The organism is Rhodohalobacter sp., from assembly GCF_041686455.1.
Classification (GTDB): domain Bacteria; phylum Bacteroidota; class Rhodothermia; order Balneolales; family Balneolaceae; genus Rhodohalobacter.
Genome location: NZ_JAWLDW010000026.1, coordinates 13,904 through 28,521, shown reverse-complemented (window position 1 = coordinate 28,521; position 14,618 = coordinate 13,904). Strand labels below are relative to the sequence as shown.

The 14,618-nt window shown below is 42.9% G+C and carries 11 protein-coding genes; 9 read left to right on the top strand and 2 right to left on the bottom strand.

The features are described from left to right. The 5 genes from dnaE to ACESM0_RS05230 all read left to right on the top strand — a co-directional run. The coding region (dnaE, locus tag ACESM0_RS05250; RefSeq protein WP_372904351.1) for a DNA polymerase III subunit alpha at positions 1-2,682 on the top strand (2,682 nt) is incomplete at its 5' end. Between the two features lie 104 nt (positions 2,683-2,786). Then, the gene (gene trxA / locus ACESM0_RS05245) at positions 2,787-3,113 is read left to right on the top strand and encodes a thioredoxin (RefSeq protein ID WP_372904349.1); all 327 of its coding nucleotides are present in this window, start codon (positions 2,787-2,789) and stop codon (positions 3,111-3,113) included. A gap of 217 nt (positions 3,114-3,330) precedes the next feature. Further along, positions 3,331-4,422 (top strand): efflux RND transporter periplasmic adaptor subunit, encoded by a 1,092-nt coding sequence (locus tag ACESM0_RS05240; RefSeq protein WP_372904347.1) that lies wholly within the window; start codon positions 3,331-3,333, stop codon positions 4,420-4,422. Next, positions 4,419-7,520, top strand: a complete 3,102-nt coding sequence (locus ACESM0_RS05235; RefSeq protein ID WP_372904345.1) for an efflux RND transporter permease subunit — start codon at positions 4,419-4,421, stop codon at positions 7,518-7,520. Before ACESM0_RS05240 ends, ACESM0_RS05235 begins: the two co-directional genes overlap by 4 nt. Before the next feature lie 2 nt (positions 7,521-7,522). Continuing rightward, positions 7,523-8,842: a TolC family protein gene (locus ACESM0_RS05230; protein ID WP_372904343.1), complete on the top strand. Its 1,320-nt coding sequence runs from the start codon at positions 7,523-7,525 to the stop codon at positions 8,840-8,842. Between the two features lie 21 nt (positions 8,843-8,863). Here the strand turns inward: ACESM0_RS05230 and ACESM0_RS05225 are convergent, their stop codons facing one another. Both ACESM0_RS05225 and ACESM0_RS05220 read right to left on the bottom strand, forming a co-directional pair. Continuing rightward, complete coding sequence (locus tag ACESM0_RS05225; RefSeq protein WP_372904341.1) at positions 8,864-9,280, bottom strand: ATP-binding protein; 417 nt, start codon at positions 9,278-9,280, stop codon at positions 8,864-8,866. 22 nt (positions 9,281-9,302) lie between these two features. Next, a complete protein-coding gene (locus ACESM0_RS05220) occupies positions 9,303-10,610 on the bottom strand; it encodes a Glu/Leu/Phe/Val family dehydrogenase (protein ID WP_372904339.1) in 1,308 nt (435 codons plus the stop codon). A 199-nt stretch (positions 10,611-10,809) separates the two neighbouring features. Between ACESM0_RS05220 and ACESM0_RS05215 the strand changes: the two genes are divergently transcribed. From ACESM0_RS05215 to ACESM0_RS05200, 4 genes are all read left to right on the top strand, one after another. Further along, positions 10,810-11,964 carry a hypothetical protein gene (locus ACESM0_RS05215; RefSeq protein ID WP_372904337.1) on the top strand — a complete coding sequence of 385 codons (1,155 nt, stop codon included), beginning with the start codon at positions 10,810-10,812 and terminating at the stop codon, positions 11,962-11,964. 84 nt (positions 11,965-12,048) lie between these two features. Then, positions 12,049-12,546 (top strand): HNH endonuclease, encoded by a 498-nt coding sequence (locus tag ACESM0_RS05210; RefSeq protein ID WP_372904335.1) that lies wholly within the window; start codon positions 12,049-12,051, stop codon positions 12,544-12,546. A 123-nt stretch (positions 12,547-12,669) separates the two neighbouring features. Further along, entirely contained in the window at positions 12,670-13,806 is a 1,137-nt protein-coding gene (mnmA, locus tag ACESM0_RS05205; RefSeq protein WP_372904333.1) for a tRNA 2-thiouridine(34) synthase MnmA, read from the top strand. Between the two features lie 55 nt (positions 13,807-13,861). After that, complete coding sequence (locus tag ACESM0_RS05200) at positions 13,862-14,617, top strand: hypothetical protein (protein ID WP_372904331.1); 756 nt, start codon at positions 13,862-13,864, stop codon at positions 14,615-14,617. Position 14,618: the final 1 nt, after the last annotated feature.

Here is a 14,618-nt window from a genome sequence, read left to right as displayed (position 1 = left end):
GAAGCGATCTCGAACACGCAGGAGGTGGTGGATAAAATCGAGGAGATCAAATTGGAGCGGGATGTGATTCTTCCAAATTTCACATTGCCCGAGGGTTTTGAGACGGAAGATGATTATCTGCGTCATCTCACGGTTGAGGGAGCCAAAAAGCATTACGGAGAGCTTACCGATGAGGTATCTGAGCGAATTGATCACGAGCTCAATATCATTAAAACGATGGGTTTTGCCGGATACTTTCTGATTGTCCAGGATTTCATCAGCAAAGCAAAAGAGATGGGCGTATATGTGGGACCCGGGCGAGGTTCCGCTGCGGGTTCGGTGGTAGCCTACTGCACGGGAATAACCAACATCGACCCATTGAAGTATGATCTGCTTTTTGAACGTTTTCTCAATCCGGAACGAGTATCGATGCCGGATATCGATATCGACTTTGATGATGACGGCCGTCAGCGAGTAATTGATTATGTGGTCGATAAATATGGCAAGGACCAGGTGGCGCACATTATTACATTTGGTACAATGGCCGCGCGTTCGTCGGTGCGTGATGTGGCGAGAGTGCAGGATCTGCCGTTGGCTGATGCGGACCGGATTGCAAAACTGGTACCCGAAACGATTGGAATTTCGCTGGAAGATGCGTTTAAAGAGGTGAAAGAGCTCCGGGATTTGAAAGAATCCGACTCTCTGGAAGGCAGGTCGCTTCAGATGGCGGAAACATTGGAGGGGTCTGTTCGGAATACCGGGATTCACGCGGCGGGTGTAATTATTGCTCCCAATAAACTGACCAATTACATCCCGATTGGAACAGCCAAAGATGCCGAGCTTTACGTGACCCAGTTTGACGGTAAGGTGATTGAAGACGCCGGGATGCTGAAGATGGACTTCCTTGGGCTGAAGACACTCTCCATTTTGAAAACTGCGATCGGCTATGTGAAAGAGAATCACGGTAAGGAGTACAATCTGGACGATATTCCGCTGAATGACGAAAACACCTTCGAGATGTTCAAGAAAGGAGCCACCGTTGGGATTTTCCAGTTTGAATCGGACGGAATGCGGAAGTACCTCAAACAGCTCAAGCCATCAAAAGTTGATGATCTGATAGCTATGAACGCTTTATATCGTCCCGGGCCGATGCAGTTTATTCCGGATTATATTAAACGGAAGCATGGAGAGGAAGAGGTAGAATACGATCACGAAGATCTGATTGATATTTTGGAACCCACGTACGGAATTATGATCTACCAGGAGCAGATCATGATGGTAGCGCAGCGAATGGGCGGGTACTCACTCGGTGAAGCGGATGTTCTTCGCAGGATCATGGGTAAGAAGAAACCGGAACTGCTGCCACCTGAAGAGGAGAAGTTTGTACGGCAGGCCGTAGAAAAAGGGTATGACAAGAAAACCGCCAAAGAGGTTTTCGATAAGATGGCGATGTTTGCCGGTTACGGTTTTAATAAATCTCACTCAGCTGCTTATTCGGTGGTGGCATACCATACGATGTATTTCAAGGCGAATTACACCGCGGAGTATATGGCGGCAGTGCTAAGCCACAATATGAACGACATCAAAAAGGTGAGCTTCTTTATTGAAGAGTGTCAGCGAATTGGAATTCCTGTTGATCCCCCTAACGTTAATTCTGCAGAAGGGAAGTTTGTGGCTAAAGACGGCAGGGTACAGTATGGACTGTTGGCAATCAAGGGTGTTGGCTCCAATGCTATTGAGGAGTTGGTGAAAGAGAGGGATAAAAAAGGAAAATTTTCTTCCATCTTTGATTTTTCAGCCCGGATTGATACCCGTGTCTGTAACAGAAAAACCATGGAGAGTCTTGCACAGGCCGGTGCGTTTGATTCCATGCACCAAAACCGGGCACAGCTTGTGGCCAGTATTGACGATGTGATCAATTACGCCTCCCGCAAACAGGAGGAGGAGCGTCTCAATCAGGTGAGTTTGTTTGGTGAGTCATCGGGTGGCGGAATGGGCGGAGAGCCCAACCTGAGAGAATGTCCGCAGTGGACCAATATTGAACGGCTTAATAAAGAGCGGGAACTGATCGGGTTTTATCTGAGTGGACACCCATTGGACAAGTTTAAGGAAGATGTGCGTTTGTTTGCTTCCCATTCACTGAATGTAGAAGAGCTGTCAAAGTTGGGAGATCGCGAAAAAGTAAGAGTGATAGGAATCATCACATCAGTTAGAAGAATTAGTGATAAAAAAGGGCGCCCGATGGCATTTGCCCAAATTGAGGATCTTGAAGGAAGTACAGAGGTTCTCATTTTCAGCGAAGTGTACGACCGGCATCAAGGGTTAATTGCTCCGGATACTGTTTTAATGCTGGAAGGAAATCTCTCCAAAAGAGATGAGCCGCCAAAAATCATTGCTTCTTCAATGGAACGGGTAGAGAACCTTCGTGAAAAATTTCAGGCTCAGCTGCAGCTCAACATTGATTTGAAAACAGCTGAAGTTTCAAAAGATGACCTGGCCGAGATGGCAACTCTGTTTAGTGTGCATAAAGGTGAAACGCCCATTAAATTGTTGGTTCGAAGTTTTAAAGCCAAAAAACCACTGCGGATGAATGTGAGGAAATATGTAGTGGAACCGAATAACGAACTTCTTAATGGTTTAAGAACGATTCTGGATAAGGAATCTGTTCAATTAATTAGGACCAACGGTGCTAACGGAGTGTGACCTTTTGATAAGTTTTGATGATACAATCTATAATGAATTGATATGTGTTAGTTTGCGTAAATATTCAGACATTGAGTAAATAAAATAAATAAGAAAACATTGATATGAGTAAACCAATTGAATTCACAGACGACAATTTTTCAGACGAAGTAGAAAGCTCATCTGACCCTGTATTAGTTGATTTTTGGGCGGAATGGTGCGGACCTTGCAGAATGGTTGGCCCGGTAGTAGAAGAGCTTGCTGGAGAGTACGAGGGAAAAGTTAAGGTCGGAAAAGTAAATGTCGATCATAACTCTGAAGTTTCCGTTAAATACGGAATTAGAAGTATTCCTACACTCTTGATCTTTAAAGACGGTGAAGTTGTAGACCAGATTATCGGTGCTGTACCAAAACCGCAGATCAAAAAGCATTTAGATGCCCAACTGGCATAAAAAGTTTATTTGATAGAGGAGAAAGGCGGTCTGATATAAAAGTCAGACCGCCTTTTTTATTTACAATTATCCTGTATCTAAGACTCAACCTCATTAAATAAAGGGGCTGTTTTTACTTTTTCGATCAACAAGTTTTTACATAAAAGAAGCGAATAGATTAGAACTAACCGTTAGTTTAGTTCGTTAAAGCAGATATATAAATTTTTCAAATCTCGACATGAGTAAAGTTACAAAGCGTATTGTTTATTTTGTAGTTGCGGTTATAGTTTTGGGTGCGTTGGCCTATCCAAAACTTAAACCTGTTTTTCAGTCAAATAATGCACAAGCTCAGGGAGGTCCGGGTAGTGGCGGAGGTCCGTTGCAGGTAGAAGCCGTTGTGATGGAGCCGCAAACTATAGAGGATAGAATTTTTTCCAGTGGGTCTATTCAGGCAAATGAAGTTGTAGAACTTAGTTCTGAAACATCAGGAATTATCACCGGAATCTTTTTTGAAGAGGGTCGAGAGGTTGATCGAGGTGAACTTTTAATTAAAATCAACGACAGTGAACTACAGGCTCAAAAGCAGCGGGCAAATTTTCGCTTAAATCTTGCAGAACAGAGGGAAGAGAGGCAGCAAAGACTTTTGGAAAGAGGAGGGATTAGCCAAGACGATTATGATGCGACCCTGAATGAAGTAAATGTATTGCGTTCTGAGCTGAATCTTATTGATGCTCAAATTGAAAAAACAGAGATTAGAGCACCGTTCTCCGGACGAATCGGTTTAAAGTATGTGAGCGAAGGAAGCTATATCAGCCCAAACACCCGAATTGCATCACTGCAGGAGATCGATCCGGTAAAGATCGATTTTTCCGTACCGGAAAGATACATTGCCCGGGTAAACATTAGCGATAATATTAGTTTTGACGTTCAGGGAATCGACTCCACATTTACAGGTGAGGTATACGCAATTGAACCGCGGATTGATCTTCAAACACGCACACTTCAAATTCGTGCGTTGAGTGAAAATGATGATCAACTCCTTTTCCCGGGAGCTTTTGCCAATATTGTTCTTATTCTGGATGAAATTGATGATGCATTAATGGTGCCTACAATCTCTGTTGTACCGGAACTCAACTCTCAAAAAGTGTTTGTGGCTCGAAACGGAGTAATTGAACAGGCGAGAATTGAAACCGGGATACGTACAAGTGATAAAGTTCAAATTATCAATGGAGTTGCCCGGGGCGACACTGTTCTTACCACAGGTTTACTACAAGTAAATCCAGGTACTGAGGTGGATATCACACAACTGAGTAAAAGTTCAGAGTTATGAGTTTATCATCACTAAGCATACGCCGCCCTGTTCTGGCTTCGGTCATGTCGATAGTTATTGTACTGTTCGGCGTGATTTCATTTTTCTATCTGGGTGTTCGTGAATATCCTTCCGTTGATCCGCCTATCGTTACTGTATCAACGAGTTATGTAGGGGCTAATGCCGATGTGATTGAGTCTCAAATTACAGAACCGCTGGAAGAATCTGTGAACGGAATTGCCGGAATTCGCACTCTTACATCTACCAGTCGTCAGGGGCAGAGTACCATAACGGTAGAGTTTGATCTGGAGATAGATATGGAAGCAGCTGCGAACGATGTGCGCGACCGGGTTTCGCGAGCACAGAGAAATTTACCGCCGGATGCTGAACCGCCGACTGTTCGAAAAGCGGATGCTGATGCATCACCGATCGTATTTTTGAATGTGAACAGCGATCGTAGAAACCTGCTTGAGCTTACCTCTATTGCTGAAAACATTTTTAAAGAACAGCTTCAGACAATTCCCGGCGTCAGTGAAATCCGGATATGGGGATCCAGACAATATGCAATGCGATTATGGATGGATCCTATCAAACTGGCCGCCTACGGTGTAACACCGCTGGACGTTCAGCAAGCCTTGGGCCGGGAGAATGTAGAACTTCCTTCGGGTCGAATTGAAGGCAGTTCAACAGAATTGACTGTTCGTACAATGGGTCGCCTCACTTCGCCCGAAGAGTTTAATAATCTGATAATCCGAGAAGATGATGGACGGAAAGTTCGATTCCAGGATATTGGTTATGCCGAACTGGGAGCTCAAAATGAACGAACGGTTCTCAAAAGAAATGGTGTGCCCATGGTGGGAGTTGTTGCCATTCCGCAGCCCGGATCAAACCAGCTCTCTATCGCCGAAGAGTTTTTTGTAAGGGTTGATCGAATTGAGCGTGATTTACCAGAAGATATTGACATCGCTGTTGGTTTTGATACAACTGAGTACATACAGGAGTCGATCAGTGAAGTTCAGCAAACTGTTTTTCTTGCTCTTGGGTTGGTGATTTTTGTGATCTTCCTCTTTTTACGTGATTTCAGGACCACTTTTATTCCCATTATCGTAATCCCGATTGCATTGATTGGGTCTTTCTTCATTATGTATGTGGCCGGATTTTCAATCAATGTACTAACGATGCTTGCGATTGTACTGTCTATCGGACTTGTAGTGGATGATGCAATTGTAGTACTGGAGAATATCTATGCAAAAATGGAGAAAGGATTACCGGCAATTGAAGCCGGTATTCTGGGTTCAAAAGAGATATTCTTTGCAGTAGTTGCTACTTCTCTTGCACTGGTTTCCGTGTTTATGCCAATTCTATTCCTGGGAGGCACCACGGGCCGGTTATTCAGGGAGTTTGGGGTAGTTATAGCCGGTGCTGTCATTATTTCATCATTTGTAGCGCTTACGCTGACTCCCATGCTGGCTACGAAGATTTTGAAAAACGGTGCGGAGAAAAACAGATTCTATCAGGCAACAGAACCCTTTTTCAAAAAAGTAAATCAACTTTATAAAAATTCACTTGAATCATTCATGAAACGCCGATGGCTGGCTTTTGTGATATTAGCTGTAGCAGGCGTCTTCATTGGTGTTCTTTATTCAAATATACCGGAAGAGCTTGCTCCAAGAGAAGATCGAGGACAAATTCGAATGTTTGCAACAGCCCCGGAGGGAGCCTCTTTTGAATACATGGACTCCTACGTGGATGAGATGATCTCTACCGTACAGGAAAATGTACCTGAACTTGTAGCGATGAATACGGTAACGTCTCCCGGCTTTGGAGCATCCGGTGCTATCAATTCTGCATTTAGCTTTTTGAATATTGGAGAAGCTGAAAACAGAGACCGGTCACAGCAAGAGATTGCTGATCAACTCACCGGACTTATGTCAAACCTTACAGGCTCGCAGACATTTGTATCGCAGCCCCAATCAATCGGTAATCGCCGGGGTGGCTTACCTGTTCAATATGTACTTCAGGCTCAGACTTTGGAACAGCTGGAGGACGTAATTCCCGAGTTTTTGCAGGAAGCGAATCAGGATCCCGCTTTTGTATTTGCTGAGGTAGATCTAAAATTTAACAGGCCTGAACTGCAGGTGGAAATTGACAGAAATCGAGCACGTACCCTTGGTGTTTCGGTCAGAGATATTGCCCAAACTCTTCAGCTTTCGCTTTCCGGAAGTCGGTTTGGTTTTTTTATTATGGATGGTAAACAATACTGGGTGATCGGTCAGATGGATCGGCAGTATAGAAATGAACCGATTGACCTAAAAACGATCTATGTTCGAAGTCAGGATGGATCGCTGCTACAGCTTGATAATCTTGTTACGGTTTCTGAGCGGAGCAGTCCGCCACAGCTCTACAGATTTAACCGATTTAAATCTGCAACAGTCTCTGCACAGCTTGCACCCGGATATACCATCGGTGAGGGTATCGAGGCTATGGATGCAATTTCAGCCAGGATTTTACCGGAATCCATAATCACCGACTTAGCCGGCCCGTCCAGGGATTTTGCTGAAAGTGCAGCCAGCCTGCTGTTTATTTTTGCCTTGGCCCTTGTTTTGATTTACCTGGTTCTTGCGGCTCAATTTGAAAGTTTCCGTGATCCTTTTATTATCCTGTTTACAGTGCCCTTGGCTATTTTTGGTACACTCGTGTCACTTTGGTATTTCGACCAAACACTGAATATTTTCAGTCAAATCGGGGTAATTATGCTGATTGGACTGGTTGCTAAAAACGGAATTTTGATTGTTGAATTTGCTAATCAGCGACAGGAACAGGGGATGTCAATCAGGGATTCTATTATGGATGCTGCGGCCGTTCGCTTTCGCCCCATTTTGATGACTTCTATTTCAACGATTCTGGGTATTCTACCGATCGCAATGGCATTTGGAGCAGGTTCCGAAAGCCGATCTTCAATGGGTATTGCTGTGATTGGCGGACTCTTAATCGGTAGCTTCTTAACTCTCTATATTATTCCTGCTATCTACTCCTACTTTGCTTCAGAGAAAAGTAAAGCTAAAGAGATAGAAGAGCGTGCGAAAGAAGCTGAAAAATTAGAAACTGCCAGCGTTTAATAATGATGCAAATTCGATTTCTGACACTTACAATTTTTATTCTGCTACTGCTTTCTTCTAACGTTCAGGCGCAGCAAACTTTAACCTTAGAGGAGGCTGTTCAAATTGGCCTTGAAAATAATTATGGCCTTCAGATTAGCCGTAACCTTCAAAAAGAAGCAGAAAATAATCGCTCGCTTGGCAATGCCGGTTTTCTCCCAGTGGTAGATCTCACCGGAAGCCGAACTGAGAGTATTGAAGATAGTGAATTCAGGTCAGCTGACGGAACCGGAAGAACCAACGAAGGTGCAAGAAGTACAAATACAAATGCTTCACTAAATTTAAACTGGACGATTTTTGATGGTCTTACTTCATTTGCGAGGCACGACAGGCTTGGATTACTAAAAGAGATCAGCGATGAGCAGCTTAGGTTCGATATGGAGTATATGGTCAGTCAGATAGCGCTCTCTTTTTTCAATGTCATTAGAATAAGTGAACAGATGAAGGTATTGGAGAATAATATTGAGGTTTCGCTTGAGCGTATTGAGATAGAAGAGACTAAAGTTGATCTGGGTTCGGGTTCTGAATATGATTTACTTCAGGCCAGATCAGATCTGAATGCAGACCGCGCTGCTTTTATTCGTGAGAGGAATCAATTGAACGAAGCAAAAATAACATTAAATGAGTTGCTTTCACGGGATCCCCGAACAGATTTTGAAGTAACCACCGAAATTGATGTGAACCGTTTTTTACCCGAGGAAGAGCTTTTTGATCAATTGATGAAGGAAAATGCAGAATTGGCGATAGCTCGTTTTGAAAATGAAGTTTCACAACTTGAAATTCGTGAGGTTCAGGGGGAACGGTATCCGCAAATATCGCTTACTTCCGGCTATAGTTTTAACAGGAGTGAGAATGATGGCGGGTTTTTTCAGTTTAATGAAACAACCGGATTTTCGGTTGGGATTACAGCCCGTGTTAATATATTCAATGGCTTTAATTTAAACCGGCGCGTACAAAATGCTCAAATCAGGAAAAAAAATGCAGATCTGAATCTGGAAGCTCAAAAATTAAGATTGGAGTCAGATTTCCAGGCTATTTACAGAACTTATCAAAACAGTATTGAGCTTGTGGATCTTGAGGAGGATAATCTGGCAAATGCGGAAGAAACGCTTGATATTGCGCTTGAGCGATTTCGTTTGGGATCTATTAGTTCGCTGGAATTCAGAGAGGCACAACGTACGTTTTTAGCAGCGGAGAACCGATTGATTAACGCTAAATTTGAAGCGAAAGTGGCTGAAACAGAATTGCTGCAATTGACGGGCGAGCTGGAGCAGATTTTCTAAACAGGATTCAATAGTAGAAGATTAGCTCTTTCGATTGATTTTAAATTGAAGTGTGGAACCGTTATTTAAAAACTCAAAAGAGTCGGAGAGTTCTTGGATGATAAAAATACCCCGCCCTCCGGTGTCTAAAAGGTTTTCTTCATCCAGAGGATTTTTTGATATAGGATTATCTGTATCAAACCCCACGCCCTCGTCCGATACCCTTGCTACGATCTCACTTTTAGAAATTTCAATATCCACAGAAACGTTTTTTTCGGGGTCATACTGATTTCCATGTTTTATGGCGTTATCTACTGCTTCGCTCAAAAGCAGCATAAACGTGGAGGTTTCCTCATCAGATAGAGATGCCTGATCCTGAATTTCAGAAGCAAAGTCGGGTACTTTAGTGGCCTCCTCGTGTGTAGATTTGAGTGAGGTTTGAAATTTGTAGTCAGCCATCTGACCTAATTAAAGTGAAAAATTATGCATAGATGCCGCGCAGTTTTAACGTGGTAGCCACACGGTTGATCGCATAAACGTAGGCAGCCTGTCGAAGAGTAATGCCGTATTCTTCACTTACACTGTAAAGATTATCGAAAGAATTTCGCATCATTCTGTTCAAACGACGGTTTACCCGCTCCTCTGTCCAAAAATATCCCTGTCGGTCTTGTACCCATTCAAAATATGAAACTGTAACACCGCCTGCATTAGCCAGAATATCGGGAATTACCATGACACCGTTTTGCTCTAAAATGGAATCTGCATTAGCTGTAACCGGACCATTTGCCCCCTCAGCAATAATTTTAGCTCTGATTTTGTGAGCATTCTCTTTGCTGATCTGATCTTCTTTTGCAGCGGGGATTAGTACATCACATTCTAGCTCCAAAAGCTCATCATTGGTGATTTTTTCAGCACCGACGAAACCTAAAAGTGTATTGTCATTATTCTGAGAGTACTCTATCATTTTTGGTACGTTCAGGCCGTTTTCATTATAATAGCCCCCGGTAATATCGCTTACAGCAATAACCTTAGCACCCTGTTCATACATCAACTGGGCTGATACTGAACCGACGTTTCCAAAGCCCTGAACAACAACTTTAGTCTTATTAGGCATTAAACCCATTTTGTTTAAAGCAGCTAAGGTAACTGTAACAACACCGCGTCCTGTTGCTTCTTTTCTTCCCTGCGAGCCGCCTAAAATTATTGGCTTACCGGTAACAACGGCAGTTTCAGTTCTTTTGGCATTCATGCTGTAGGTATCCATGATCCATGCCATCACCTGTTCGTTTGTATTCATGTCGGGCGCGGGAATATCCCTGTCCGGTCCGAATATTTCAAGCATATTGGCGGTATAGCGCCGTGTAAGTCGTTCGAGTTCTGTTTTTGAAAGTTCTTTAGGATTACAGCGGATACCACCTTTAGCTCCGCCAAATGGAACATTTACAACAGCACATTTCCAGGTCATCCAGGAGGCAAGGGCTTTTACTTCTTCCAGGTTCACGTCCGGAGCAAAACGGAGACCGCCTTTGGATGGACCCAGTACGTTATCGTGAATTACCCGATATCCTTCAAATACTTTAATCTTTCCATCATCCATTACCACAGGAACTGAAACAATGACCTGTTTGACAGGGCTAGCCAGATACTGAAACATACCTTCATCCAGCTTTAGGATGTCGGCGGCAAAACGGAACCGTTCCATCATCGATTCAAAAGGTGATTCTTTGCTTAACTTTGGTCCCGGCTCCTTATAGAAATTCGAGTTCGAACTATCTTTTTTTGATGACATATATTCGTTGTTATGGTAGTTATGGTAGAACTTGATTTATTTTGGTTACATCCGTTAGAAAATATGAGGTGAAAAATAAGGCTTTTTCAACAAGTAGAAACTCTTTTTTTGGTAAAGATTTCCAACGGGGTAATATTCTCTTAATATTGAGTGGTTAGTTTTTAAATTCAAAATTAAATTGATATGTCGTTATTAATTAATGTCTAAAAAGAAAAAGGGATCCAAGAGTTCTAAAAAATCCAACGGGCAGATAATGGTCAGCTATCTGGAGAGTTTGATTCCAACCGGTTGGATGGATCTAATCAAGAGTGAGCGTCGCTTCCTTATTTTAATTGGTATTTTCTTTTTTATCGCTGGAGCTACTTACGAAACTCCACAAATAGCGATGTGGGTCGGGTTTTTCTTTGCGGCCTACTCGGCAATAGCGAATGATAGTATCCAGACAATCGGGACATTTCTTGCCTCAAACGCGGACAAAAAATGGTGGATCTTATGGCTGTTTATTGGCGGTATATTTGTAGTTACCGTCAGCTATAGCTGGTTTACCTATGACGGTGATGTTACCTATCAGCGTTTGACATCCAAAGGATTTGATCAGGCTCCGCAAAGCTTCGTTTTTTTGCAGGTTGCCGCTCCACTTTTTTTGTTGATTATTACACGGTTGAAGATGCCGGTTTCCACCACATTTCTACTTTTAAGTGCTTTTGCGACTGAACCGGAAGGGATTACGCAGGTACTTCAAAAGAGTCTGTCCGGTTATTTTGTCGCGTTTGCCGTGGCTATAATAGTTTGGTTGATCCTGAACCGTCAGCTTTTAAAATGGTTTAAAGGCGAACCTCATCCTGTTTGGGGACCAATTCAGTGGGTGATAAGCGGATCACTTTGGGCTGTTTGGCTGATGCAGGATGCTGCAAATATTGCGGTTTATCTGCCACGTTCGCTATCAGTAAACGCATTTCTTGTATTTGTAGGATTTATATTTCTTGGGTTAGGTGTGCTCTTTTATTTACGGGGTGATAAAATTCAGGAAATTGTTACAGAGAAATCAGATGTGACAGATATACGTTCTGCAACGGTAATTGATGGTGTATATGCCGTCGTGCTTTGGTATTTCAAGGGTGTTAGTACCGTACCCATGAGTACAACCTGGGTGTTTATCGGATTGCTTGCAGGCCGTGAAATTGCCATGAGTCTGACGGACTCCAAAGGTAAAGGGAGACCCATTTGGTTATCAGTAAAGTTAATTTTTAAAGATGCCAGCTATGCCATGATTGGGTTAATTATCTCGATCATTCTGGCCATTGCAATCAACCCTATGATTTGGGATGAACTTGTAGACTTTATTTTCGGTTGAAATTTACATCAAAATAATTCATACTGAATAGGCGTTAAAATGCCTTACTAGAAGAATCATACAGGCGTGTAAAATTTCAATACGATGAACTCCAATGTACTTGTACTAAATCAGGACTATCAGCCACTGAGTGTGTGCTCAGTTCAGCGCTCCGTAAAGCTGCTATTTCTCGAAAAGGCGGAGATGCTTCATGAAGATCCGGAAAAGGTGATACGTACAGTTGATCAGGAGTTTTCCTATCCATCCGTAATTCGACTTCGATATTATATTCGAATTCCCTATTCCAGAATTGTACTGACGCGCAAAAATATCATGAAACGAGACCGGCACATTTGCCAGTACTGCGGGGTTAAGTCTGACCTCACTTTGGATCACGTAATGCCTAAAAGTCGCGGCGGGAAGGATACATGGGAAAATCTGGTGACCGCCTGCAACAAATGCAATGTAAAGAAAGGCAACCGAACGCCCGATGAGGCAAAAATGCCTCTCAATACCACACCCTACCGGCCTATTCACATCACTTTTTTCCAAAACCTGATGGGTGGCGTACAGGAACATTGGAAGCCTTATCTATACATGTAATAAACTTGGTCGCTTTTAGTTACTGAGAGGATAGATATGGGTTTAAATCGTTTATTAGCTTCATACGATTTACATAGAAATTCCGTATTTTAACTAGTCTAATAAAAAATCAAAACGACATTTATGAGTACCAAAGGACGTGTTCTTGTTGCCATGAGCGGCGGAGTAGACTCTTCTGTAGCTGCTGTGATGCTAAAGGAGCAGGGATACGATGTGATCGGAATTACAATGAAAACCTGGGACTACCACCGCAGTGGCGGTAACGACGGGAAAGAAACAGGCTGCTGTACGGTAGAGTCTATGAATGATGCACGCCATATCGCTGTGAAGTACGGATTTAAGCATTTTATCGTGGATATTCGCGATGAATTTGGCGACTGGGTTATTGATCGTTTTGTAGAAGACTATACCAGCGGACGCACTCCTAATCCGTGCGTTCTGTGTAATACCCATATTAAGTGGGCTGCACTTCTGAGACGGGCCGACAATTTAGGTTGTGATTTCATTGCAACCGGTCACTATGCGAATGTGAGAGAAGAGAATGGCCGTTATGTGATTTCAAAAGGTAAGGATCATAATAAAGATCAATCATATGCTCTTTGGGGTGTGCAACAGAAACACCTGGAGCGAACTATTTTTCCGCTTGGAAAATATCATAAGACAGAAATACGGAAAATAGCCGAAGATTACGGACTGTTAAATGTGGCTACAAAACCCGATTCGTATGAGATCTGTTTTATTCCCGATAACAACTACCATCGCTTTCTGAAAGACAAAGTAGACGATCTTGAAGAACGCGTAAGTGGCGGTGTGTTTGTAGACCAGAAAGGAAATATTGTCGGTAAACACAAAGGCTTTCCGTTTTACACCATTGGTCAGCGACGAGGATTGGACCTTTCACTCGGTAAGCCGGTTTATGTAACTCATATCGACGCAGAGAAGAACGTGATCACTGTAGGCGAAAAAGAAGATTTGATCAGCACAACCTGCCGGGCAAAGGAGCTAAATCTTATTAAGTACGATAATATTCCGAATGGTGAGATGGAGATTACCGGAAAGATCCGTTACAATGATGACGGGGCTATGGGAACCATCAAACAGCTTTCGGATGATGAAGTAGAAGTACATTTTCCGGCCGGACGAGAAGCCATTACACCCGGGCAGGCTATTGTTTGCTACGAAGGCGACGATGTTGTTGCCGGTGGTTGGATACACAAAGTGAATATAGGGATGAATGAGCCAGCAGAACTTGCCGGTTGAAACAAACGTTCCGCAACATCGTTTACAGTGGGAAACCCACATTAAAACCCCTTTTATGAAAACGACGATTACCTCAATTTTGCTGCTGCTTGCTGTTCTTGTAGCTACGCCTGTTTCTGCTCAGTTTGAAGGTCAGGTACAGTACCGGATTTTAAATGTAGATAGTGGTGAAACCGAGCAGACTGATTTGAATATGGTGTTTACATCAGAGCGTATTTTTATAGGATCGAGCAGTTCTTTGAATGTTATGTCCGGTTTAAGTACTAATGGAATTCTGGTTAGAAACGATGAACAGGATTTTGTTTTCAATACTGCAGAAGATGAAGCTTTCAAAATTGCAAAATATGATATCGACCGGTTGGTTGAGCTGATGAACCGTGTTTCGGGTAAAGATGAAAACGATGAAAAACAAAGTTTTGACTGGGATAATAGAGTTGAAGAAACAGGCCGTACTCAACAGCTGCACGGTTATAGAGTGAATGAATTTGTGTTAAAAGAGGATTCAAAAGATCGATATGTTTCGGTTTGGCTATCCGACGAGATCAAGGTGAATTGGGGTTTATTGAATGATGCCTGGCATACAACCGGGAAAAAACAGCTGGATCAGGACTTGCCGGTTGAGTTAATCATGAATCCAAACAGTTTTCCTCTTCTAATTGAAGGATTTAACGGAGATCAAAGAGTATTTAAGGCAGAAGCTTTATCTGTGAACAGTCGTGATTTTGATCGCTCACTCACTGAACTGTCTCCAAATGTAAACCTGCTCGGATTGAGTGATCTGATGATGAGTATGTTCAGACAGAGGAGGTAAT

Bases quoted from the DNA above. Each gene is read 5' to 3' on its own strand.
- ACESM0_RS05210 (WP_372904335.1), top strand. From the start codon at position 12,049: ATGAACTCCAATGTACTTGTACTAAATCAGGACTATCAGCCACTGAGT.
- ACESM0_RS05240 (WP_372904347.1), top strand. From the start codon at position 3,331: ATGAGTAAAGTTACAAAGCGTATTGTTTATTTTGTAGTTGCGGTTATA.
- ACESM0_RS05200 (WP_372904331.1), top strand. From the start codon at position 13,862: ATGAAAACGACGATTACCTCAATTTTGCTGCTGCTTGCTGTTCTTGTA.
- ACESM0_RS05235 (WP_372904345.1), top strand. From the start codon at position 4,419: ATGAGTTTATCATCACTAAGCATACGCCGCCCTGTTCTGGCTTCGGTC.
- trxA (WP_372904349.1), top strand. From the start codon at position 2,787: ATGAGTAAACCAATTGAATTCACAGACGACAATTTTTCAGACGAAGTA.
- ACESM0_RS05215 (WP_372904337.1), top strand. From the start codon at position 10,810: ATGTCTAAAAAGAAAAAGGGATCCAAGAGTTCTAAAAAATCCAACGGG.
- ACESM0_RS05220 (WP_372904339.1), bottom strand. From the start codon at position 10,610: ATGTCATCAAAAAAAGATAGTTCGAACTCGAATTTCTATAAGGAGCCG.
- mnmA (WP_372904333.1), top strand. From the start codon at position 12,670: ATGAGTACCAAAGGACGTGTTCTTGTTGCCATGAGCGGCGGAGTAGAC.
- ACESM0_RS05225 (WP_372904341.1), bottom strand. From the start codon at position 9,280: ATGGCTGACTACAAATTTCAAACCTCACTCAAATCTACACACGAGGAG.
- ACESM0_RS05230 (WP_372904343.1), top strand. From the start codon at position 7,523: ATGATGCAAATTCGATTTCTGACACTTACAATTTTTATTCTGCTACTG.